The organism is Escherichia sp. WS3063 (assembly GCF_046486595.1).
GTDB lineage: Bacteria > Pseudomonadota > Gammaproteobacteria > Enterobacterales > Enterobacteriaceae > Escherichia > Escherichia coli.
The window spans coordinates 25,437-47,198 of sequence record NZ_JBJQKY010000012.1 but is presented as its reverse complement, the minus strand read 5'-3'; the positions used below and the strand labels follow the sequence as shown (position 1 = coordinate 47,198).

Below are 21,762 nucleotides of genomic sequence, written 5' to 3'. Positions count from 1 at the left end.
TCCGGGACATAAACATAAATAAGGGCTATGAGATGAATTCGTTACAAATCTTGAGTTTTGTCGGTTTTACGCTGCTGGTGGCGATCATCACCTGGTGGAAGGTTCGCAAAACAGATACCGGATCGCAACAAGGCTATTTTCTTGCCGGACGTTCACTAAAAGCGCCGGTTATTGCCGCTTCGTTAATGTTAACCAACCTTTCCACGGAACAACTGGTTGGTCTTTCCGGGCAGGCCTACAAAAGCGGCATGTCGGTGATGGGCTGGGAAGTGACTTCAGCGGTGACGCTGATCTTCCTCGCGCTAATCTTTTTACCACGCTATCTGAAGCGCGGCATTGCCACCATCCCCGATTTTCTGGAGGAACGTTATGATAAAACGACGCGTATTATCATCGACTTCTGCTTCCTCATTGCCACCGGCGTCTGCTTTCTGCCGATTGTTCTCTACTCCGGCGCGTTGGCGCTCAACAGCCTGTTTCACGTCGGGGAATCGTTACAAATTTCCCACGGTGCGGCTATCTGGCTATTGGTAATTTTGCTTGGTCTGGCGGGAATTTTGTATGCGGTGATCGGCGGACTGCGCGCAATGGCAGTGGCGGACTCCATCAACGGTATTGGGCTGGTTATTGGCGGGTTGATGGTGCCGATATTTGGCCTGATCGCGATGGGCAAGGGCAGCTTTATGCAGGGCATTGAGCAACTCACCACCGTTCACGCCGAGAAATTAAACTCAGTCGGTGGCCCGACCGATCCCTTGCCGATTGGCGCGGCATTTACCGGTTTGATTCTGGTGAACACCTTTTACTGGTGTACAAATCAGGGCATCGTGCAACGCACGCTGGCGTCAAAAAGCCTGGCGGAAGGGCAAAAGGGGGCGCTGTTAACGGCGGTGCTGAAAATGCTCGACCCGCTGGTACTGGTGCTGCCAGGGTTGATTGCGTTTCATCTGTATCAGGATCTACCGAAAGCCGACATGGCCTACCCGACGCTGGTCAATAACGTTCTGCCAGTGCCACTGGTGGGTTTCTTCGGCGCGGTGTTATTTGGTGCGGTGATCAGTACCTTCAACGGCTTTCTGAATAGCGCCAGTACGTTATTCAGTATGGGTATTTACCGTCGCATCATTAACCAGAATGCCGAGCCGCAGCAGCTGGTCACCGTCGGGCGCAAATTTGGTTTCTTTATCGCTATCGTTTCGGTGCTGGTAGCGCCGTGGATCGCCAACGCGCCGCAGGGGCTGTATAGCTGGATGAAACAGCTCAACGGCATTTACAACGTGCCGCTGGTTACCATCATCATTATGGGCTTTTTCTTCCCGCGCATCCCGGCGCTGGCGGCAAAAGTGGCGATGGGGATTGGCATAATCAGCTACATCACCATCAACTATCTGGTGAAGTTCGACTTCCATTTCCTCTATGTGCTGGCCTGTACGTTCTGTATCAACGTGGTCGTGATGCTGGTGATCGGTTTTATCAAACCGCGCGCCACGCCGTTCACCTTCAAAGATGCGTTTGCGGTGGACATGAAACCGTGGAAAAACGTCAAGATCGCGTCAATTGGTATCCTGTTTGCGATGATTGGTGTCTATGCCGGGCTGGCTGAATTCGGCGGCTACGGTACGCGCTGGTTAGCGATGATCAGTTATTTCATCGCTGCCGTAGTGATTGTCTACCTGATTTTTGACAGCTGGCGGCATCGTCACGACCCAGCCGTAACCTTTACTCCCGACGCGAAGGATAGCCTATGAAACGCCCCAATTTTCTGTTCATCATGACCGATACCCAGGCCACCAATATGGTCGGTTGCTATAGCGGTAAGCCGCTGAATACGCAAAATATTGATAGTCTGGCGGCGGAAGGTATTCGCTTTAATTCCGCCTACACTTGTTCACCGGTTTGTACGCCTGCACGCGCCGGACTATTCACCGGTATCTACGCTAACCAGTCCGGCCCGTGGACCAACAACGTCGCGCCAGGCAAAAACATCTCCACTATGGGGCGCTACTTTAAGGATGCCGGCTATCACACCTGTTACATCGGCAAATGGCATCTCGACGGTCATGACTATTTCGGCACTGGCGAGTGTCCGCCGGAGTGGGACGCTGATTACTGGTTCGATGGGGCGAACTACCTTAGCGAACTGACGGAAAAAGAGATCAGCCTGTGGCGCAATGGCCTAAACAGCGTTGAGGATTTACAGGCGAACCATATCGACGAAACCTTCACCTGGGCGCACCGCATCAGCAATCGGGCGGTAGATTTTCTGCAACAGCCCGCGCGCGCCGAGGAACCCTTCCTGATGGTGGTTTCGTATGATGAGCCGCATCACCCGTTCACCTGTCCGGTGGAGTATTTAGAGAAATACGCTGATTTTTACTACGAACTTGGCGAGAAATCACAGGATGATCTGGCGAACAAACCGGAACATCACCGCTTATGGGCGCAGGCGATGCCATCGCCAGTCGGTGATGACGGGCTTTATCACCATCCGCTCTATTTTGCCTGCAATGACTTTGTTGATGACCAAATCGGACGGGTCATCAATGCCTTAACGCCAGAGCAACGTGAAAATACGTGGGTCATTTATACCTCCGATCACGGTGAAATGATGGGCGCACATAAGCTGATCAGTAAAGGAGCGGCGATGTATGACGACATCACCCGTATTCCGCTGATCATCCGTTCGCCGCAAGGGGAGCGGCGGCAGGTCGATACGCCAGTCAGTCATATCGATTTACTGCCGACAATGATGGCGCTGGCAGATATTGAAAAACCAGAGATTCTGCCGGGGGAAAATATCCTTGCCGTGAAAGAGCCACGCGGCGTAATGGTGGAATTTAACCGCTACGAGATTGAGCATGACAGCTTTGGCGGTTTTATTCCGGTGCGTTGCTGGGTGACGGATGACTTTAAACTGGTACTCAACCTCTTCACCAGTGATGAACTTTACGATCGCCGTAATGACCTAAATGAAATGCATAATCTGATCGATGATATCCGTTTTGCCGACGTTCGCCGCAAAATGCATGACGCCTTATTGGATTACATGGATAAAATTCGCGATCCGTTCCGCAGTTACCAATGGAGTCTGCGTCCGTGGCGTAAAGATGCACGACCGCGCTGGATGGGGGCGTTTCGTCCACGCCCACAAGATGGCTATTCGCCAGTGGTACGCGACTATGACACCGGCCTACCGACACAAGGGGTGAAGGTGGAAGAGAAAAAACAGAAGTTCTGATGCATTATTGCTGTTCCTGGCCTACTTTTTCGGCGAGGAACAGTTTACAAGGAGCAACAATGAAAATTTCCCGCCTCGGAGAAGCACCTGATTATCGCTTCTCGCTGGCTAATGAGCGTACTTTTCTGGCGTGGATCCGTACCGCACTAGGCTTTCTGGCGGCGGGGGTTGGGCTTGATCAACTTGCGCCAGATTTCGCCACGCCCGTCATTCGCGAACTGCTGGCGTTGTTGTTGTGTCTGTTTTCCGGCGGGTTAGCGATGTATGGCTACCTGCGCTGGTTACGCAATGAAAAAGCGATGCGTCTGAAAGAGGACCTGCCCTACACCAACAGCTTATTAATCATCAGCTTAATATTGATGATCGTAGCGGTGATCGTTATGGGACTGGTGTTGTATGCCGGATAGCCGCAAAGCCAGACGCATTGCCGACCCAGGGCTGCAGCCGGAGCGTACATCACTGGCGTGGTTTCGTACCATGCTGGGCTACGGCGCGTTGATGGCGTTGGCTATCAAACACAACTGGCACCAGGCGGGCATGTTATTCTGGATTTCGATTGGCATTCTCGCCATTGTGGCGCTGATCCTCTGGCACTACACCCGTAATCGCAATTTAATGGATGTCACGAATAGCGATTTTTCCCAATTTCACGTAGTCCGTGACAAATTTTTGATCTCCCTCGCGGTGTTATCTCTCGCAATACTGTTTGCTGTAACGCATATACATCAACTTATCGTATTTATTGAGAGAGTCGCATGACAGGAAGTCAGGTCATTGATGCTGAAGAGGACAGGCATAAACTGGTTGTAGAGTACAAGGATGCTCTGCAACCTGCCGATTTTTATCACAATTTCAAACAACGGGGTATCCGCTCCGTACAGCTTATTCCCCATCTTGAATTTGATGACCGGGGCGATCTGACGGCCGCTTCGGTGACAGCAGAGCTGTGGGGGAAATTTTTAATTGCCCTGTTCGAGTGTTGGGTACGGGCAGATATCAGTCGTATTTCGATTGAGCTTTTTGACGCCACCCTACAAAAATGGTGTGGCAGCGAAAACCCGCAACCGCGTCGTGGCTGCCAGGCGTGCGACTGGCATCGCCTGTGCCCGCACGCTCGGGAGGAGACGCCAGACAACGTGCTTTGTGCGGGCTATCAGGCGTTTTATTCTTACTCCGCGCCGCATATGCGGGTGATGCGTGATCTGATAAAGCAGCATCGTTCTCCCATGGAGCTGATGACGATGCTGCGGTGACGTGAGCTTAAACGGGCTGCCCCTGATGCGACATCCGCGTCGCCAGCGGTAGCCAGCACAGCACGATCAACAATCCCATTAAGGTCATCAACAACCCCAGGCTGCCCTGACCGGTTTGCGGCAACATCGCAGAGAGCGACGCCAGCACGCCGGAACCAATGTTTTGTAGACCGCCGACTAGCGCGCCAGCCGTGCCCGCCAGGAAAGGGAACGGCTCCATCGCGCCGCTGGTCGCCAGCGGAAACAGCATCCCGGCACCGAAAAAGAACAGCGCGGCGGGAACGAGCAGCGTCCAGACATTCATCACGCCAAACCAGTCGGGGATCCACATCAGTAAGCCAGCCAGCAGGCAGCAGATAACCGACTGCCACATCAACGTTGAGAAGCGTTTATTAGGACGTCCGGCAAACCATGCCCCAAAAAATGCCGCCGGAATCGGCAGAATAAACAAAATACTGACCGTCATACTGCTCAGCCCTAACACCGCGCCCATCAGTACGCCGGAGCAGGCTTCAAAGGCGGCAATTCCGGCCAGACCGCCAATCAGCATCAGCAAATAACAGTTAAAACCGCTGTTACCGAAAAGCGTTTTATAACTGGTAAGCAGGCGCGTGCGCGGTGCGTCGACCGGACGCGTTTCCGGCATCCAGCGGGCCATACTGAAGGTCACACCGGCACAAAGTACCAACAAAAAGAGATAACAGGCGCGCCAGTTCCACATCGTATCCAGCAGACCGCCGATTAGCGGTGCGAGCAACGGACTGACAAGAATTCCCATGTTTAACAGGCTATTAGCATGGCGCAACTGTGTCCGTTCATATAAATCGCGCGGCAAAGTACGCGCCATTACGCCGCCAACGCCGGTGCCCATCCCCTGCATCGCGCTGGCGGCAATCAATACTGTCAAACTGGAGGTCGTGACCGCGACCAGCGTTGCCAGCATAAAAATGGACATTCCGACGAGGATCACCGGTCGGCGACCCACGCGGTCGGAAATCGGGCCATAAAACAGCTGTGAGACACCGTAAGTCAGCAGATAAGCGCCCATTACGCTCTGCACCGCCCCTTCACGGACGTTGAGATCGCGCGCCATATCGGCAATAGCTGGAATATAAATGGTTTGCGCCATCTGACCGACGGCCACGAGTAATACCAACATCAATAACAAATTGACGTTTCTATGCCTTTTCATTATCACGGATGCTTTTATAAAAATAATTAGAATAAGTCACTACGCATTCCCATAAATGCGGGAGAGGAATCTATCACATTGATAAATGTTAGCCAGATATACGCCAGGAATGGGGAATTGTTTAGCGGCAGAATATGTAAACAAAAGCGGCAATAAATGTTGCCGGGAGGGATGGTAGGGCGGATAAGATGCGTCAGCATCGCATCCGACACCAACCCACACGCTAAATATGAAAGGGGAGCGGTTACCCGCTCCCCTTTAGTGCGACTTGAATCTGAATTACTTCAGGTATTTCAGAACAGCATCAAGCAGTTGCAGTGCTGCAACAATGAGTTTGAGGATAAGAATGGCGATATCCACCAGGCTCATACGCGTCTCCTGTGGTTCAGGAGCACTGCCAGCTGACGTACCTTTCCGCTGCCTGTTGCCAGCTGTTGTGCACGCGGTATCTCAAGGAGAAACGTTGTGCTTGTTGACATAACACAGTGTGCTCACGCGGGGTTAAGGCGCTGACGGCACCACCCGTTTCAGCCAGGACTTAGTGCGCCGGGTAACGATGCGGCCCCCGCATAACACATTGCGTACAGTGATATTATAGAAGTTTACTGTATAAATAAACAGTGATATTTGGACAAAACGAAAACTGTGATCGATACTCAACTATGTACTAAATACGTCAAAATTCGTGCCGAAATTGCGCGTTCTGCGCGGAACACGTATACTTTCAGTGTTGACATAATACAGTGTGCTTTGCGGTTACCAGCCGCAGGCGACTGACGAAACCTCGCTCCGGCGGGGTTTTTTGTTACCTGCAATTCAGTACAAAACGTGATCAACCCCTCAATTTTCCCTTGCTGAAAAATTTTCCATTGTCTCCCCTGTAAAGCTGTGCTTGTATAAATATTGTTAAACACAAAACCAACAAGGTCCCCAATGACTACTTCCATGCTCAACGCAAAACTACTACCAACTGCGCCATCCGCCGCAGTGGTCGTCGTGCGTGTGGTGGTGGTCGTCGGCAATGCGCCGTAGGGACTGGAACAACACACGATTCCAAAACCCCGCCGGCGCAAACCGGGCGGGGTTTTTCGTTTAAGCACCTCCCGGAAAGTCGGCCCAGAAGAAAAGGACTGGAGCATGGCAAGTTCGGGCACAACATCGACGCGTAAGCGCTTTACCGGCGCAGAATTTATCGTTCATTTCCTGGAACAGCAGGGCATTAAGATTGTGACGGGCATTCCGGGCGGTTCTATCCTGCCTGTTTACGATGCCTTAAGCCAAAGCACGCAAATCCGCCATATTCTGGCTCGCCATGAACAGGGCGCAGGGTTTATCGCTCAGGGAATGGCGCGCACCGACGGTAAACCGGCGGTCTGTATGGCCTGTAGCGGACCGGGTGCGACTAACCTGGTGACCGCCATTGCCGATGCGCGGCTGGATTCCATCCCGCTGATTTGCATCACCGGTCAGGTTCCTGCCTCGATGATCGGCACCGACGCCTTCCAGGAAGTGGACACCTACGGCATCTCTATCCCCATCACCAAACACAACTATCTGGTCAGACATATCGAAGAACTCCCGCAGGTCATGAGCGATGCCTTCCGCATTGCGCAATCAGGCCGCCCTGGCCCGGTGTGGATAGACATTCCTAAAGATGTGCAAACGGCGGTTTTTGAGATTGAAGCACAGCCAGTTATGGCAGAAAAAGCCGCCGCACCCGCCTTTAGCGAAGAAAGCATTCGTGACGCAGCGGCAATGATTAACGCCGCCAAACGCCCGGTGCTTTATCTGGGCGGCGGTGTGATCAATGCGCCCGCACGGGTGCGTGAACTGGCAGAGAAAGCGCAATTGCCAACTACCATGACCTTAATGGCGCTGGGCATGCTGCCAAAAGCGAATCCGCTGTCGCTGGGTATGCTGGGGATGCACGGCGTGCGCAGCACCAACTATATACTGCAGGAGGCGGATCTGCTGATTGTTCTCGGTGCGCGTTTTGATGACCGGGCGATTGGCAAAACCGAGCAGTTCTGCCCGAATGCGAAAATCATTCATGTCGATATCGACCGTGCAGAGCTGGGCAAAATCAAGCAACCGCACGTAGCGATTCAGGCGGATGTTGATGACGTGCTGGCGCAATTGATCCCGCTGGTGGAAGCGCAACCGCGTGCAGAGTGGCACCAGTTGGTGGCGGATTTGCAGCGCGAATTCCCGTGTCCAATCCCGAAAGCGTGCGATCCGTTAACGCATTACGGCCTGATCAACGCTGTTGCCGCCTGTGTCGATGACAATGCGATTATCACCACCGACGTGGGTCAGCATCAGATGTGGACCGCGCAAGCCTATCCGCTCAATCGCCCGCGCCAGTGGCTGACCTCCGGCGGGCTGGGCACGATGGGCTTTGGCCTGCCTGCGGCGATTGGCGCGGCGCTGGCGAACCCGGATCGCAAAGTGTTGTGTTTCTCCGGCGACGGCAGCCTGATGATGAATATTCAGGAGATGGCGACCGCCAGTGAAAATCAGCTGGATGTCAAAATCATTCTGATGAACAACGAAGCGCTGGGGCTGGTACATCAGCAACAGAGTCTGTTCTACAAGCAGGGCGTTTTTGCCGCTACCTATCCGGGAAAAATCAACTTTATGCAGATTGCCGCCGGATTCGGCCTCGAAACCTGTGATTTGAATAACGAAACCGATCCGCAGGCTGCATTACAGGAAATCATCAATCGCCCTGGCCCGGCGCTGATCCATGTGCGTATTGATGCCGAAGAAAAAGTGTACCCGATGGTGCCGCCAGGTGCGGCGAATACTGAAATGGTGGGGGAATAAGCCATGCAAAACACAACTCATGACAACGTGATTCTCGAACTCACCGTTCGCAACCATCCGGGCGTAATGACCCACGTTTGTGGCCTTTTTGCCCGTCGCGCTTTTAACGTTGAAGGCATTCTCTGCCTGCCGATTCAGGACAGCGACAAAAGCCACATCTGGCTACTGGTCAATGACGACCAGCGTCTGGAGCAGATGATAAGCCAAATCGATAAGCTGGAAGATGTGGTGAAAGTGCAGCGTAATCAGTCTGATCCGACAATGTTTAACAAGATCGCGGTGTTTTTTCAGTAAGGAGCGACATTAAACCGCCCGGGGGGGTACTGATGAGCGATTTTTGATAGATCCGTTCAGATATATAGGGTGAAATTGTGCCAGAGACCATCTCAGGCACAATTTATTAGCCCTGAATGTTAATTTAAGTCGCTGCACCGGTAATTTGGGGGTTAACAGTTAGGGCTAAAATTTCCAGCGATGGTGTTAAATTCTGATTGCTGTCTATACCAATGGTCATGACCAGCATTCTATTAATTAATGGTTCATCGTGAGGTATATTATGGCAAGCCCTATAATCAGCGGAACAATGATGTCAAATCCCTGCCCTTCCACCTTTTTGGATAAAAATAGAATTGTTGCTGCTGAGCTTAATATCACAAATAACGAGAAAAAATATTCACCTGGCAGTAATTTCGCAAAATGGATGTTGCAGGAAATAAAACGCTTAATAGCAAATATTATGTCCAGCTCTCGCAGTGTTAATACCGAAATCCTTAACTATTTTCACCCTATGCCAGGCACTGAAAATAATGGTAATCGTACCTGGATGGCGGCAACTGGAGAGGATGAGTATATCGAAATCAAACAAACAGGTGATAAGTCATTTAATATTACTCTGGTTGGTAGAGATAAACGTTTACGAAAAGAAACTCCATATTCAGGAGTGGCTGTAGCGACTATTATCAAATCGTTGTCTGAAAAAACTGCTGCGTTAGAAACACATTCCGCTGACACGGTTTTGAGAAAGAAATTAGTTAATAGTATTGTTATCAATAATACAGACTTTAATTACGAAATTCCTGCGGGAATTTTAAGTAATATATATGATTTATTAAGCCTGCGAGTTCAAAAAGATGAAGGATATGTACCTGTTCAGGAAAGTTTTAAAAGAACAGATGTTTTTTTTGATTCCATAATTATGGATGCTCATAGAACTATAAAAGAACAAAATCAACAAAATGGTGCTACTAAAATAACTTGCTGCGGTGTTGAGTTAAGTAAAGATATTCTTAAAATATTTGCAGAGAAAATTGAAATAATTGAACAAGATACAAAGAATAGTCAAAACACACTTGAACAAATGGTTGAACTGGTTTACTTTAATGATAATGACTGTGCTCGGGTAAGGGAATTATTAAAGAAATCAAATGGTAATATTGCGGATGATAAGATTGATGAAATAATCGCTTGCTTATCCAGTCATCAGGGGATTACATGTTTTTATTATTCTTCCGTACAAGGCTATCAGAGCTATTTAAAAAATACATCTCAAGATGTTAGCGAGTTACTCTTAAAGAGTTTGGATGGTTCCATTTCATCAATATCGGGTTTAAAAAACTCAGGAAATTCTTTTTTTGGGTCTGGAAAGTATCTTAATGAAATGGATTTTACTATAAATGGGTTTAGTCAGAAGATGTATTTGATGGCGGTTAATAATGTTGGAAATGAAGTTAAGCTTCAGTGTTCTCGTTATTTTACTACCGGTAGGGTCGACGAACAAAACTCCAAAAACGATAAAGTCGCTTTTACATTTTTCGGTGCCGCAACAACTGCTGATTTATGATTTTTGTCTGATAAATCGCGTTTATCATTAAGGTGAACGCTTATTCTTAACCGTCTGTGTGTAAACAGTCTTTTTGAAAAAAATGAGCGATTTTTGATAGTGAATAAGTAGAATTAGTGATGCAATTGCATTGGGGAAATCGATAAAAATTAACGGCACTATAGTCTTATTATTGAAATAAATGAAATATAGCGGTTAGCAATGAAATATTTATCATGCTAGCCATTGATACTTCTAACAATGTCAAAATATGCAAAGTGTCATATTGCGAGGTTACTATGGTTAGTGTGACGAGTTATACATATCCAACGGAAACAGAGAATGATAATAGTCATTTTCAGAGTCAAACTCAGAGCCAGGGCCTGAGCCAGAGTCTAAGAGATAGTATCGAGGGTAATATTGAAGCATTTGATGCGATGGAACAAAGTGGCCTGCTCGATAATTGTAGAACATTATCTAAAAATGCCACTTTTCGTGAGGTTTTCCGAAGTTTATTATTATACATTTTAGATTCTTTACATATCTATCGGCATGATATCAGTGGTAAATTGGTTTCTTATTTTCATGTTACGCCTGAATCAGCGAATGCGAATTATAAAACATGGATCGCTACCACAGGGATGGATAGCTATATAAAAATTGAGCAGACCGGCAGTGATAAGTTTAAAGTCACTGATGTGTATCGTGAGTTAAAAGGCAACAGTTTGAAAAAACAGAGTAGAGACAGGGATTTTAGTGGTCGAAATGTGAAAGAGTTTATAGGGTTATTATCAGAGCACGATGTATTGGAAAAGTATCAACTCTCAAAAGTAACAGTTGCTGCAAATGCTCTTAAGCTAGAAGTTGTTAATAATAATTCTGAAAATAAACGCAGTTTTGGAGTTACTGATGCTGAGCGCCAATTAAAAAAAGCGTTAAATGAACAAACTCAATTAACTCCAGATAAATTAATTCCAGATGATTGTAGTTATAAATCAGACATAAAAAAACTAGATGTTCTGGAGGGAGAGTTTAGTTCACTTCTTGCTGATGCAGCAAGACACGTTGGAGAGGGTAGCTCAATTATTTCATGTTGTGGAGTTAAAATAAATAGCACAATCCATGAATTTCTGAGGAATAAAACCATGGCTTTGTCTGGCCATGGAGGTATTAGAAAATATAAAGCTTTCGAAAAGCTTTTTAGTGAAATTGTATTTACGCCAGATGAATGTAATATTGTGAGAAACTCTCTACAGAAAGATGGTGTTGAGAAAAAAATCAGAGAAAATATTATTTCTTGCCTCTCCAGTATTTCAGGAATAGGTAACCTGTATTATGCTTGTTCACAGGCATTTCCTGTCGCGCTTGATAGGGGGGATATTAATGTAATACAGGCAAACGATTCTGTTTCTGCCGGGCTTGATGATAACCCAGGGTTTTGTGCTTTGCTGGGAAAAACAAATTTGCTTGTTGCTGACTTTTCACAGCATACATTCACACAAACCCATTATATTGTAAAAGCCGAAATAAATGAAGCTGGTAACGATTTTAATATTGCTAATTTCATTTATCGAACATACGGTGAGGATTATATTCATAACGACTCAGTGGATGACTCTCTTAATGAGCGTTCCGCTGAAGATTATAGGTTTCTGGATGACTCTTTGTTACCTGAAAACGATTTCCGCAACAGGAGGAGAAATTTTTCAGGCAATATTGCAATCGCAACCTACAAATAATTCGCTTTTTCGCAATAACACGTACCAAACGCTTACCTTTCAGGTAAGCGTTTTGACGATAAGACCAACATCATTAAGCCAATACATACCCCATATCCAACTTGAACAACATCGCGCTTATCGTTAAGGTATGCGCGTTTTTTATCCGCCAGGACCCAATCATGATCACCGTTGCACTTATAGACGATCACCTCATCGTCCGCTCCGGCTTTGCGCAGCTGCTGGGGCTGGAACCTGATTTGCAGGTAGTTGCCGAGTTTGGTTCGGGGCGCGAGGCGTTGGCGGGGCTGCCGGGGCGCGGTGTGCAGGTGTGTATTTGCGATATCTCCATGCCCGATATCTCCGGTCTGGAGCTGCTAAGCCAGCTGCCGAAAGGTATGGCGACGATTATGCTCTCTGTTCATGACAGTCCGGCGCTGGTTGAGCAGGCGCTTAACGCGGGGGCGCGCGGCTTTCTCTCCAAGCGTTGTAGCCCTGACGAACTGATTGCTGCGGTGCATACGGTTGCCACGGGCGGCTGTTATCTGACGCCGGATATTGCCATTAAACTGGCATCCGGTCGCCAGGACCCGCTGACCAAACGTGAACGGCAGGTGGCAGAAAAACTGGCGCAAGGAATGGCGGTGAAAGAGATTGCCGCCGAACTGGGCTTGTCACCGAAAACGGTACACGTCCATCGCGCTAACCTGATGGAAAAACTGGGCGTCAGTAACGACGTTGAACTGGCGCGCCGCATGTTTGATGGCTGGTGATGAAGACGTTTTTCTCTCGCTTAATTACCGTTATTGCCTGCTTTTTTATCTTCTCTGCCGCGTGGTTTTGCTTGTGGAGTATCAGCCTGCACCTGGTTGAGCGCCCTGATATGGCGGTGCTGTTATTTCCGTTTGGTCTGCGTCTGGGGCTAATGCTGCAATGCCCGCGCGGCTACTGGTCGGTGCTGCTGGGCGCGGAGTGGCTGCTGATTTACTGGCTAACGCAGGCGGTCGGTTTAACCCATTTCTCCTTATTGATGATCGGTAGTTTACTGACGTTATTGCCCGTGGCGCTTATCTCGCGCTATCGCCATCAACGTGACTGGCGCACCTTGCTGCTACAAGGGGCGGCATTAACGGCGGCGGCGTTGTTGCAGTCGCTGCCCTGGCTTTGGCACGGCAAAGAGTCGTGGAATGCGCTACTGCTGACTTTAACTGGCGGCCTGACGCTGGCCCCGATATGTCTGGTGTTCTGGCACTATCTCGCCAATAACATCTGGCTGCCGCTCGGGCCGTCGTTAGTTTCTCAACCGATCAACTGGCGCGGGCGGCATCTGGTCTGGTACTTGCTGCTGTTTGTTATCAGTCTCTGGCTCCAGTTGGGATTGCCGGACGAACTGTCGCGCTTTACGCCATTCTGCCTGGCGCTGCCGATTATCGCGCTGGCCTGGCACTATGGCTGGCAAGGGGCGCTGATTGCGACGTTGATGAACGCCATCGCGTTGATCGCCAGTCAAACCTGGCGCGATCATCCGGTGGATTTATTGCTCTCGCTGCTGGTGCAAAGTCTGACAGGGTTGTTACTGGGCGCAGGCATCCAGCGGTTGCGTGAACTTAACCAGTCGCTGCAAAAGGAACTGGCGCGCAATCAGCATCTGGCTGAACGTTTGTTAGAAACTGAAGAGAGCGTACGCCGCGACGTGGCGCGTGAGCTGCACGATGATATCGGCCAGACCATCACTGCCATTCGTACTCAGGCGGGCATTGTCCAGCGACTGGCGGCAGATAACGCCAGTGTGAAGCAGAGCGGGCAGCTCATCGAACAACTATCGCTGGGCGTTTACGACGCGGTGCGCCGTTTGTTAGGTCGGTTACGTCCACGCCAGTTGGATGATCTCACCCTGGAGCAGGCCATCCGCTCACTGATGCGGGAAATGGAGCTGGAAGGGCGCGGCATTGTCAGCCATCTCGAATGGCGAATCGATGAATCAGCGTTAAGCGAAAACCAGCGCGTGACGCTGTTTCGCGTCTGCCAGGAAGGGTTGAACAACATTGTGAAACATGCCGATGCCAGCGCGGTCACCCTGCAAGGCTGGCAGCAGGATGAGCGGTTAATGCTGGTGATTGAAGACGATGGCAGCGGTTTACCGCCAGATTCCGGGCAACACGGTTTTGGCCTTACCGGAATGCGCGAGCGCGTAACGGCGCTGGGCGGCACATTGACCATTTCCTGTCTGCACGGCACGCGTGTCAGCGTTTCTCTACCTCAACGTTATGTCTAGGGTTCGATGATGTTGCCGTTTCTGAAAGCGCCAGCTGACGCGCCGTTGATTAGCGATAAACAAGAAATTGATGCCCGTTACCGTTACTGGCGTCGCCATATTCTGCTGACCATCTGGCTGGGTTACGCGCTGTTTTACTTCACGCGTAAAAGTTTTAACGCCGCCGTACCAGAAATCCTTGCTAACGGCGTGCTCAGCCGTAGCGATATCGGCCTGTTAGCGACCCTGTTTTACATTACTTACGGCGTGTCGAAGTTTGTCTCCGGCATTGTCAGCGACCGCTCAAATGCCCGTTATTTTATGGGGATAGGGCTTATTGCCACGGGCATTATCAACATTCTGTTTGGCTTCTCGACGTCGCTATGGGCGTTTGCCGTGCTCTGGGTGTTGAACGCCTTTTTCCAGGGCTGGGGTTCACCGGTGTGTGCGCGTCTGTTAACCGCCTGGTATTCTCGTACCGAGCGCGGCGGTTGGTGGGCATTATGGAACACGGCGCATAACGTCGGCGGCGCACTCATTCCCATTGTGATGGCAGCGAGCGCGCTGCATTACGGCTGGCGTGCCGGGATGATGATTGCGGGTTGTATGGCGATCGTCGTGGGGATTTTTCTCTGCTGGCGGCTGCGCGATCGCCCGCAGGCGTTAGGTTTACCAGCGGTTGGTGAATGGCGGCACGACGCGCTGGAGATTGCTCAACAACAAGAAGGGGCAGGGCTGACGCGTAAAGAGATCCTCACCAAGTATGTGTTGCTGAATCCGTATATCTGGCTACTTTCGTTTTGCTATGTGCTGGTCTATGTGGTTCGGGCGGCGATCAACGACTGGGGCAATTTGTATATGTCCGAGACGCTAGGCGTCGATCTGGTCACGGCGAATACGGCTGTGACGATGTTTGAACTGGGCGGATTTATCGGTGCGCTGGTAGCGGGTTGGGGCTCGGACAAACTCTTTAACGGCAACCGCGGGCCGATGAATTTGATTTTCGCTGCCGGAATTTTGCTTTCAGTCGGCTCGCTGTGGCTGATGCCATTTGCCAGCTACGTGATGCAGGCAACCTGCTTCTTCACCATTGGTTTTTTTGTCTTTGGCCCGCAGATGTTAATCGGCATGGCGGCGGCAGAGTGTTCCCACAAAGAGGCGGCAGGGGCGGCGACGGGATTTGTCGGCTTGTTTGCTTATCTTGGTGCGTCGCTTGCTGGTTGGCCGCTGGCGAAAGTACTCGATACCTGGCACTGGAGCGGATTTTTTGTGGTTATCTCTATCGCCGCCGGGATTTCCGCACTGCTGTTACTGCCCTTTTTGAACGCCCAGACACCGCGCGAAGCGTGATGCATCTCACCTTTTCACTTCATATCCGGCAAAACTAAGAAATTTTCCAGGTTTTGCCTGGACGCTATCTCAGGCCTGATTTGCTGCTGATTTTTACAATGCATGCCTCACGCAGGTATTCATTTCAGGAGTAACCCATGCTGGCTTTCTTAAACCAGGTTCGCAAGCCGACCCTGGACCTTCCGCTCGAAGTGCGGCGCAAAATGTGGTTCAAACCGTTCATGCAATCCTACCTGGTGGTCTTTATCGGCTACCTTACGATGTACCTGATTCGCAAGAACTTTAACATCGCGCAGAACGACATGATCTCGACCTACGGGTTGAGCATGACGCAGCTGGGGATGATCGGCCTGGGCTTCTCCATCACTTATGGCGTGGGTAAAACGCTGGTTTCTTACTACGCCGACGGCAAAAACACCAAACAATTCCTGCCGTTCATGCTGATCCTGTCTGCCATTTGTATGCTGGGCTTCAGCGCCAGTATGGGCAGCGGCTCGGTTAGCCTGTTCCTGATGATTGCCTTCTACGCCTTAAGCGGCTTTTTCCAGAGTACCGGCGGTTCGTGCAGTTACTCCACCATCACCAAATGGACGCCGCGTCGTAAACGCGGGACATTCCTCGGTTTCTGGAACATTTCTCACAACCTTGGTGGTGCAGGCGCAGCAGGTGTGGCGCTGTTCGGCGCAAATTACCTGTTCGATGGTCATGTCATCGGCATGTTTATTTTCCCGTCGATTATCGCGCTGATTGTTGGTTTTATCGGTCTGCGTTACGGCAGCGACTCCCCGGAATCTTATGGCCTCGGCAAAGCTGAAGAGCTGTTTGGCGAGGAGATCAGTGAAGAGGATAAAGAGACAGAATCTACCGATATGACCAAGTGGCAGATCTTTGTTGAGTATGTGCTGAAAAACAAAGTGATCTGGCTGCTGTGCTTTGCCAACATTTTCCTCTATGTGGTGCGTATTGGTATCGACCAGTGGTCAACCGTGTATGCGTTCCAGGAACTGAAACTCTCTAAAGCGGTGGCGATTCAGGGCTTTACGCTGTTTGAAGCTGGTGCGCTGGTCGGTACGCTGCTGTGGGGCTGGCTCTCTGACCTGGCGAACGGTCGCCGTGGCCTGGTGGCCTGTATCGCGCTGGCGCTGATTATCGCCACGCTCGGTGTGTATCAACACGCCAGCAATCAATATATCTATCTGGCTTCTCTCTTTGCGTTGGGTTTCCTGGTCTTTGGCCCGCAATTGTTGATTGGTGTAGCTGCTGTTGGCTTTGTACCTAAAAAAGCGATTGGCGCTGCCGATGGTATTAAAGGCACCTTCGCTTACCTGATTGGTGACAGCTTTGCCAAGTTAGGTCTGGGAATGATTGCCGATGGGACGCCGGTATTTGGCCTTACCGGCTGGGCAGGCACCTTCGCCGCGCTGGATATCGCCGCGATTGGTTGTATCTGCCTGATGGCGATAGTGGCGGTGATGGAAGAACGCAAAATCCGCCGCGAGAAAAAAATTCAGCAGTTGACAGTGGCATAAACGTAACTGGTGACTTTTGCCCGGCATGACGCCGGGCTTTTTTTTATTATTCCGTGACTTCCAGCGTAGTGAAGGCAAACTTCTCGCCATCAAACAGCCCCTGACTGGTTAGTTTCAGCGCGGGGATCACTGGCAGGGAAAGAAACGCCATCTGAATAAACGGCTCATCGGGTAACGGACCGCATTCACGGGCGGCGGCTTTCAAGGCGTCAATTTGCTCCGCCAGTGACTGCGCCGTGTCGGTGCTCATTAGCCCGGCAATGGGCAACGGTAGATGACTTTGTACCTGACCGTTACGGACCACGCACAGCCCGCCGCCATCCTGAATCACCTGATTGACCGCCAGCGCCATCTCTTCTGCGCTACGACCTATCACCACAATATTATGGCTGTCATGGCTGACCGTCGCCGCCAGCGCACCTTCATTCAGGCCAAAGCCGCCGAGCAAACCACAAGCCGGAGCCAGCCGTTGCCCGTAACGCTCAAGTACGGCAATAAAGCACACATCATCGCGATCAAAACCGTTTTCGCTGTAGATGCTGGAGCGGGAGTGGGTAATCAATTCGTTATGGATGACGTCAATGACCCGATAGCGTTTTCCGGGCGTGAATTGCAGGGCAAAGTCGCTGGCGGAAACAGGCTGGCGATCAATGGTATTGCCATATGGCGGGGCGGATTGTGCCAGTCTCGCCGACTCTTCCGCCTGTAAGGTTTGTGCATCGATCGGCTCGCCTTTCACCAGTACCTGCTGCACCGTGACCTTACGCGCATCGCTCAACAGGACGATATCGGCCTGCTTGCCGGGTGCCAGTAAGCCGAGGTGATTCAGACCAAAGTGGCGCGCCGTCGACCAGCTGGCTACGCGATATGCCACATGCAGCGGTACATTGTGTTGTTCGATCAGGCGGCGAATTAAGGCATCGATGTGTCCTTCATGGGCGATCTCCCACGGGTTACGGTCATCGGTACAGAGCATGCATTGCGGGCTGTTAAATTCGTTGATCAACGGTGCCAGCGCGTTGAGATTGCGGGCTGCGGACCCTTCACGGATCATCAACGACATGCCGAGTTGCAATTTCCGGCGTCCTTCTTCCAACTGATAACTTTCGTGGCAGTTTTCAATACCCGCAGCAATATAGGCGTTAAGTTCTTTACCACCCAAACCCGGGCAGTGACCGTCCAGCGTCAGGTGGCGAAATGCGTCCAGTTTATCGAGCAGCGCATTCTGCCCGCTAATTACGCCAGGGTAGTCCATCATTTCTGCAAGGCCGGTAACCTGCGGATGGTCCCGCCAGGCGAGCATCTGTTCAAGGGTAAAACTGGCACCGTTAACATCGCAGCCTTCCAGGGCGGGTACGCAAGAGCTGACCTGTAAGTACTGGTTTTGCCTTGCCTGTTCGGCACAGCGGGCAAACCAGGCGAATCCGGCTTCGCCCATCACGTTGACGATTTCATGAGGGTCGCAAATAACGGTCGTCAGGCCGCGCGGCAGGGTCGCGGTTTCAAAAGTGACCGGCGTCATCATGCTGGATTCAATATGCAGGTGAGCATCAATAAACCCTGGCACCGCCGTTGCGCCGCGGGCATCAATCCGCTGCAACGCCGGAGCATCAGCGTATTCTGCGCCAACACCGGCAATGTAACGTCCTTTAATCACAATTGGGCCGGAAATTTCTCCGCCATTGATCAGGTCGAGAATAGAGACATTATCAATAATATAATCGGCAACAGCGTCTCCACGGGAAACGGCTAACAATTCCTGGTATTCAGCCCGGCTAATGTGATGAAATTTATGGTTAATAGAATTATTCATATTTTTCTCATTTTGATTTTATCAATTTGATTATTATTTATCATAAAGAAACGTCGCGAGATTATTAAAGAATATCCATTAATGTGCAATTGAAATGTGATAATTATCACTGAACCGTTGTTGTCATTTGTTTTACAAAAGCAAGGGATTAAATCTCCTCCAATGGACAAAAAAATGAATAATGACAATACCGATTACGTGAGTAATGAATCAGGGACGCTTTCGCGATTATTTAAACTACCTCAGCATGGGACCACCGTCCGCACAGAATTGATTGCGGGGATGACCACTTTTTTAACCATGGTGTACATCGTTTTTGTGAACCCGCAAATCCTCGGCGCGGCACAAATGGACCCGAAAGTGGTGTTTGTTACCACCTGTTTGATTGCCGGTATCGGCAGTATTGCGATGGGGATATTTGCTAACTTACCCGTGGCGCTGGCTCCGGCAATGGGGCTGAACGCCTTCTTTGCGTTCGTGGTCGTGGGGGCGATGGGTATCTCCTGGCAGACCGGGATGGGCGCGATATTCTGGGGCGCAGTTGGGCTATTTTTGCTCACGCTGTTTCGTATCCGGTACTGGATGATCTCCAACATTCCATTAAGTTTACGTATTGGTATCACCAGCGGAATCGGATTATTTATCGCCTTAATGGGATTAAAAAATACTGGCGTTATTGTCGCCAATAAAGACACCCTGGTGATGATTGGCGATTTAAGTTCTCACGGCGTGTTGTTAGGTATTTTAGGGTTTTTTATTATAACTGTGTTGTCATCACGTCATTTTCATGCCGCGGTGCTTGTTTCTATTGTGGTGACGTCTTGCTGTGGATTATTTTTCGGTGATGTTCATTTTAGCGGCGTCTATTCCATTCCGCCTGATATTAGCGGCGTCATTGGTGAAGTGGATTTGAGCGGTGCGTTAACACTTGAACTCGCCGGTATCATTTTCTCCTTTATGCTGATCAACCTATTTGATTCATCAGGAACATTAATTGGTGTAACTGATAAAGCTGGCTTAATAGATAGTAACGGTAAATTCCCCAATATGAATAAGGCGCTGTATGTTGATAGCGTCAGTTCGGTGGCGGGTGCGTTTATCGGTACCTCGTCTGTTACCGCCTATATTGAAAGTACTTCAGGTGTGGCTGTCGGTGGTCGCACGGGGCTGACTGCGGTTGTGGTCGGCGTTATGTTCCTGTTGGTTATGTTCTTCTCACCGCTGGTGGCGATGGTTCCTCCTTACGCAACCGCCGGAGCGTTAATCTTTGTTGGCGTGCTGATGACTTCGAGCCTGGCGCGCGTTAACTGGGATGATTTTACCGAATCGGTGCCCGCATTTATTACCACGGTGATGATGCCCTTTACTTTCTCGATCACCGAAGGGATTGCACTCGGCTTTATGTCGTACTGCATCATGAAAGTGTGCACCGGGCGCTGGCGCGATCTGAACCTGTGTGTGGTGGTGGTCGCAGCTCTGTTTGCACTGAAGATTATTCTGGTGGATTAGTAACTGGCGAGGGTTTCCAGATATTATGAGTTCTGATTACGCAGGAGAACTCATGATCTGGATAATGCTCGCCACGCTGGCGGTAGTGTTTGTGGTTGGTTTTCGGGTGCTGACATCCGGGGCCAGAAAAGCGATTCGCCGTCTCAGCGATCGGCTGAACATCGATGTCGTACCCGTGGAGTCGATGGTCGATCAAATGGGAAAGTCAGCCGGTGACGAATTTTTACGTTATTTGCATCGTCCGGATGAGTCGCACCTGCAAAACGCCGCGCAGGTGTTGCTCATCTGGCAAATTGTCATTGTCGATGGTAGCGAACAGAACCTGCTGCAATGGCATCGGATTTTACAAAAAGCACGCCTTGCCGCGCCGATTACTGATGCTCAGGTCAGGCTGGCGCTGGGTTTTCTGCGCGAAACCGAACCTGAAATGCAGGATATCAATGCTTTTCAGATGCGCTATAACGCGTTCTTTCAGCCTGCCGAGGGCGTTCACTGGCTGCATTAAAACCGCTTCGTCTTATCAGCCTACAGACCGCGCCTGACCTGGTGGGTGGATAAGGCGTGTACGTCGCATCCGGTATCGGTATTGACAGTAGGTGAACGCATTATCTACGTTCTATTTACAGCAGCACCTCCAGCCCGTGTTTTTGCACAATGCTGAGCAGTTTTAATGAAATGCCATTGGGGCGTTTAGCGCCACTTTCCCATTTTTGTACAGTTGAAACGCTGGTATTGAGATAGTGAGCGAAGACGGGCTGACTCACTTTTAATTTTTCCCGCAGTGCTTTTATCTCAACAGGTTGTAAGTCTTGCACGCTGGTCAGGCAGGCTTTGTCAAAAGTACGCATCGTTTCGGCAGAAATAGCATCGACGCTGGACAATCCAGCCGCTGCGCTGTGAATAGCCTCAAATGCAGGACTTTTAAATTTAGTTTTTGCAGTCATAGCAGATCTCTGTCAGTTCTTTAGTGTAATCATTGCTGTCAGTTGGGCTTTCGTCAGGAAGGCATAATGCTTTGCAGGTTCACGAAACCCAGCCAGTACCTGACTATTAATGTTCGACATATCCTGTTTTGCATATAAAAACGTGTAAAACCAATTGCTTCCCCCTTTCGCCAGAATAATTGCACGCTCACGATTTCGGTGAAGGCGCTTTTTAAAAACGCCACCACCAAGTGCATCAGCTTTACCTTGTTCCGTTTCTAAAATGGCCCGGCACAACTCTTCATCTGTCATTGCATGAGACCTGGCTTCCCTTGCAA

At 50.2% G+C, this 21,762-nt stretch carries 21 protein-coding genes and 1 pseudogene; 17 read left to right on the top strand and 5 right to left on the bottom strand.

Annotation, left to right across the window (positions count from 1 at the left end; all coding sequences use genetic code 11):
• Window positions 1-32: 32 nt before the first annotated feature.
• From ACJHYW_RS13535 to ACJHYW_RS13515, 5 genes are read left to right on the top strand one after another with little or no spacing between them, the layout of a single operon-like run.
• Window positions 33-1,748 carry a solute:sodium symporter family transporter gene (locus tag ACJHYW_RS13535; protein WP_001087115.1) on the top strand — a complete coding sequence of 572 codons (1,716 nt, stop codon included), beginning with the start codon at window positions 33-35 and terminating at the stop codon, window positions 1,746-1,748.
• Complete coding sequence (locus ACJHYW_RS13530; RefSeq protein ID WP_000828491.1) at window positions 1,745-3,238, top strand: sulfatase-like hydrolase/transferase; 1,494 nt, start codon at window positions 1,745-1,747, stop codon at window positions 3,236-3,238. The genes ACJHYW_RS13535 and ACJHYW_RS13530 overlap by 4 nt, the downstream gene beginning before the upstream one ends.
• Window positions 3,239-3,297: 59 nt before the next feature.
• Complete coding sequence (locus tag ACJHYW_RS13525; RefSeq protein WP_000703955.1) at window positions 3,298-3,645, top strand: YidH family protein; 348 nt, start codon at window positions 3,298-3,300, stop codon at window positions 3,643-3,645.
• Window positions 3,635-3,997, top strand: coding sequence for a DUF202 domain-containing protein (locus tag ACJHYW_RS13520; RefSeq protein WP_001113432.1), 363 nt, complete (start codon window positions 3,635-3,637; stop codon window positions 3,995-3,997). The genes ACJHYW_RS13525 and ACJHYW_RS13520 overlap by 11 nt, the downstream gene beginning before the upstream one ends.
• Entirely contained in the window at window positions 3,994-4,491 is a 498-nt protein-coding gene (locus ACJHYW_RS13515; protein ID WP_000148045.1) for a radical SAM protein, read from the top strand. The genes ACJHYW_RS13520 and ACJHYW_RS13515 overlap by 4 nt, the downstream gene beginning before the upstream one ends.
• A gap of 7 nt (window positions 4,492-4,498) precedes the next feature.
• Here the strand turns inward: ACJHYW_RS13515 and emrD are convergent, their stop codons facing one another.
• The gene (gene emrD / locus ACJHYW_RS13510) at window positions 4,499-5,683 is read right to left on the bottom strand and encodes a multidrug efflux MFS transporter EmrD (protein ID WP_001306726.1); all 1,185 of its coding nucleotides are present in this window, start codon (window positions 5,681-5,683) and stop codon (window positions 4,499-4,501) included.
• A gap of 81 nt (window positions 5,684-5,764) precedes the next feature.
• Here emrD and ysdE point away from each other — a divergent pair, with 81 nt between their 5' ends.
• A complete protein-coding gene (gene ysdE / locus ACJHYW_RS13505; RefSeq protein WP_211180519.1) occupies window positions 5,765-5,839 on the top strand; it encodes a protein YsdE in 75 nt (24 codons plus the stop codon).
• Window positions 5,840-5,962: 123 nt separating this feature from the next.
• Here the strand turns inward: ysdE and tisB are convergent, their stop codons facing one another.
• Window positions 5,963-6,052, bottom strand: a complete 90-nt coding sequence (gene tisB, locus ACJHYW_RS13500; RefSeq protein WP_000060506.1) for a type I toxin-antitoxin system toxin TisB — start codon at window positions 6,050-6,052, stop codon at window positions 5,963-5,965.
• A gap of 564 nt (window positions 6,053-6,616) precedes the next feature.
• Here tisB and ivbL point away from each other — a divergent pair.
• From ivbL to uhpT, 9 genes are all read left to right on the top strand, one after another.
• Entirely contained in the window at window positions 6,617-6,715 is a 99-nt protein-coding gene (ivbL, locus tag ACJHYW_RS13495) for an ilvB operon leader peptide IvbL (RefSeq protein ID WP_001300753.1), read from the top strand.
• A 105-nt stretch (window positions 6,716-6,820) separates the two neighbouring features.
• A complete protein-coding gene (ilvB, locus tag ACJHYW_RS13490; protein ID WP_000168471.1) occupies window positions 6,821-8,509 on the top strand; it encodes an acetolactate synthase large subunit in 1,689 nt (562 codons plus the stop codon).
• A 3-nt stretch (window positions 8,510-8,512) separates the two neighbouring features.
• Complete coding sequence (gene ilvN / locus ACJHYW_RS13485) at window positions 8,513-8,803, top strand: acetolactate synthase small subunit (RefSeq protein ID WP_001181706.1); 291 nt, start codon at window positions 8,513-8,515, stop codon at window positions 8,801-8,803.
• 1,063 nt (window positions 8,804-9,866) lie between these two features.
• A complete protein-coding gene (locus ACJHYW_RS13480) occupies window positions 9,867-10,349 on the top strand; it encodes a hypothetical protein (protein ID WP_096229512.1) in 483 nt (160 codons plus the stop codon).
• Window positions 10,350-10,627: 278 nt separating this feature from the next.
• Window positions 10,628-12,067: a hypothetical protein gene (locus tag ACJHYW_RS13475; RefSeq protein WP_061092923.1), complete on the top strand. Its 1,440-nt coding sequence runs from the start codon at window positions 10,628-10,630 to the stop codon at window positions 12,065-12,067.
• A 161-nt stretch (window positions 12,068-12,228) separates the two neighbouring features.
• Window positions 12,229-12,819 (top strand): transcriptional regulator UhpA, encoded by a 591-nt coding sequence (gene uhpA / locus ACJHYW_RS13470; RefSeq protein WP_000633668.1) that lies wholly within the window; start codon window positions 12,229-12,231, stop codon window positions 12,817-12,819.
• Entirely contained in the window at window positions 12,819-14,321 is a 1,503-nt protein-coding gene (gene uhpB / locus ACJHYW_RS13465) for a signal transduction histidine-protein kinase/phosphatase UhpB (protein WP_001361972.1), read from the top strand. Before uhpA ends, uhpB begins: the two co-directional genes overlap by 1 nt.
• A 9-nt stretch (window positions 14,322-14,330) precedes the next feature.
• Window positions 14,331-15,650 carry an MFS transporter family glucose-6-phosphate receptor UhpC gene (gene uhpC / locus ACJHYW_RS13460; RefSeq protein ID WP_001361973.1) on the top strand — a complete coding sequence of 440 codons (1,320 nt, stop codon included), beginning with the start codon at window positions 14,331-14,333 and terminating at the stop codon, window positions 15,648-15,650.
• A gap of 137 nt (window positions 15,651-15,787) precedes the next feature.
• The gene (gene uhpT, locus ACJHYW_RS13455) at window positions 15,788-17,179 is read left to right on the top strand and encodes a hexose-6-phosphate:phosphate antiporter (protein ID WP_000879199.1); all 1,392 of its coding nucleotides are present in this window, start codon (window positions 15,788-15,790) and stop codon (window positions 17,177-17,179) included.
• Between the two features lie 46 nt (window positions 17,180-17,225).
• On the opposite strand, the gene adeD is transcribed toward uhpT, so the two are convergent.
• Entirely contained in the window at window positions 17,226-18,992 is a 1,767-nt protein-coding gene (gene adeD, locus ACJHYW_RS13450) for an adenine deaminase (protein ID WP_061092899.1), read from the bottom strand.
• A 174-nt stretch (window positions 18,993-19,166) separates the two neighbouring features.
• On the opposite strand from adeD, the gene adeQ reads away from it, so the two are divergent.
• Together adeQ and ACJHYW_RS13440 are read left to right on the top strand one after the other, a co-directional pair.
• On the top strand, window positions 19,167-20,501 hold the full coding sequence (gene adeQ, locus ACJHYW_RS13445) for an adenine permease AdeQ (protein ID WP_001349999.1): 1,335 nt from the start codon (window positions 19,167-19,169) through the stop codon (window positions 20,499-20,501).
• A gap of 52 nt (window positions 20,502-20,553) precedes the next feature.
• Window positions 20,554-21,006: a DUF1198 domain-containing protein gene (locus ACJHYW_RS13440; protein WP_001295241.1), complete on the top strand. Its 453-nt coding sequence runs from the start codon at window positions 20,554-20,556 to the stop codon at window positions 21,004-21,006.
• 115 nt (window positions 21,007-21,121) lie between these two features.
• Here ACJHYW_RS13440 and ACJHYW_RS13435 read toward each other — a convergent pair whose 3' ends face one another.
• The gene (locus ACJHYW_RS13435; protein ID WP_000125643.1) at window positions 21,122-21,445 is read right to left on the bottom strand and encodes a helix-turn-helix domain-containing protein; all 324 of its coding nucleotides are present in this window, start codon (window positions 21,443-21,445) and stop codon (window positions 21,122-21,124) included.
• A pseudogene (locus tag ACJHYW_RS13430) lies at window positions 21,429-21,736 on the bottom strand (type II toxin-antitoxin system RelE/ParE family toxin). Before ACJHYW_RS13430 ends, ACJHYW_RS13435 begins: the two are co-directional and overlap by 17 nt.
• Window positions 21,737-21,762: the final 26 nt, after the last annotated feature.

Bases quoted from the DNA above. Each gene is read 5' to 3' on its own strand.
- ACJHYW_RS13535 (WP_001087115.1), top strand. From the start codon at position 33: ATGAATTCGTTACAAATCTTGAGTTTTGTCGGTTTTACGCTGCTGGTG.
- ACJHYW_RS13530 (WP_000828491.1), top strand. From the start codon at position 1,745: ATGAAACGCCCCAATTTTCTGTTCATCATGACCGATACCCAGGCCACC.
- ACJHYW_RS13525 (WP_000703955.1), top strand. From the start codon at position 3,298: ATGAAAATTTCCCGCCTCGGAGAAGCACCTGATTATCGCTTCTCGCTG.
- ACJHYW_RS13520 (WP_001113432.1), top strand. From the start codon at position 3,635: ATGCCGGATAGCCGCAAAGCCAGACGCATTGCCGACCCAGGGCTGCAG.
- ACJHYW_RS13515 (WP_000148045.1), top strand. From the start codon at position 3,994: ATGACAGGAAGTCAGGTCATTGATGCTGAAGAGGACAGGCATAAACTG.
- emrD (WP_001306726.1), bottom strand. From the start codon at position 5,683: ATGAAAAGGCATAGAAACGTCAATTTGTTATTGATGTTGGTATTACTC.
- tisB (WP_000060506.1), bottom strand. From the start codon at position 6,052: ATGAGCCTGGTGGATATCGCCATTCTTATCCTCAAACTCATTGTTGCA.
- ivbL (WP_001300753.1), top strand. From the start codon at position 6,617: ATGACTACTTCCATGCTCAACGCAAAACTACTACCAACTGCGCCATCC.
- ilvB (WP_000168471.1), top strand. From the start codon at position 6,821: ATGGCAAGTTCGGGCACAACATCGACGCGTAAGCGCTTTACCGGCGCA.
- ilvN (WP_001181706.1), top strand. From the start codon at position 8,513: ATGCAAAACACAACTCATGACAACGTGATTCTCGAACTCACCGTTCGC.
- ACJHYW_RS13480 (WP_096229512.1), top strand. From the start codon at position 9,867: ATGGTTGAACTGGTTTACTTTAATGATAATGACTGTGCTCGGGTAAGG.
- ACJHYW_RS13475 (WP_061092923.1), top strand. From the start codon at position 10,628: ATGGTTAGTGTGACGAGTTATACATATCCAACGGAAACAGAGAATGAT.
- uhpA (WP_000633668.1), top strand. From the start codon at position 12,229: ATGATCACCGTTGCACTTATAGACGATCACCTCATCGTCCGCTCCGGC.
- uhpB (WP_001361972.1), top strand. From the start codon at position 12,819: ATGAAGACGTTTTTCTCTCGCTTAATTACCGTTATTGCCTGCTTTTTT.
- uhpC (WP_001361973.1), top strand. From the start codon at position 14,331: ATGTTGCCGTTTCTGAAAGCGCCAGCTGACGCGCCGTTGATTAGCGAT.
- uhpT (WP_000879199.1), top strand. From the start codon at position 15,788: ATGCTGGCTTTCTTAAACCAGGTTCGCAAGCCGACCCTGGACCTTCCG.
- adeD (WP_061092899.1), bottom strand. From the start codon at position 18,992: ATGAATAATTCTATTAACCATAAATTTCATCACATTAGCCGGGCTGAA.
- adeQ (WP_001349999.1), top strand. From the start codon at position 19,167: ATGAATAATGACAATACCGATTACGTGAGTAATGAATCAGGGACGCTT.
- ACJHYW_RS13440 (WP_001295241.1), top strand. From the start codon at position 20,554: ATGATCTGGATAATGCTCGCCACGCTGGCGGTAGTGTTTGTGGTTGGT.
- ACJHYW_RS13435 (WP_000125643.1), bottom strand. From the start codon at position 21,445: ATGACTGCAAAAACTAAATTTAAAAGTCCTGCATTTGAGGCTATTCAC.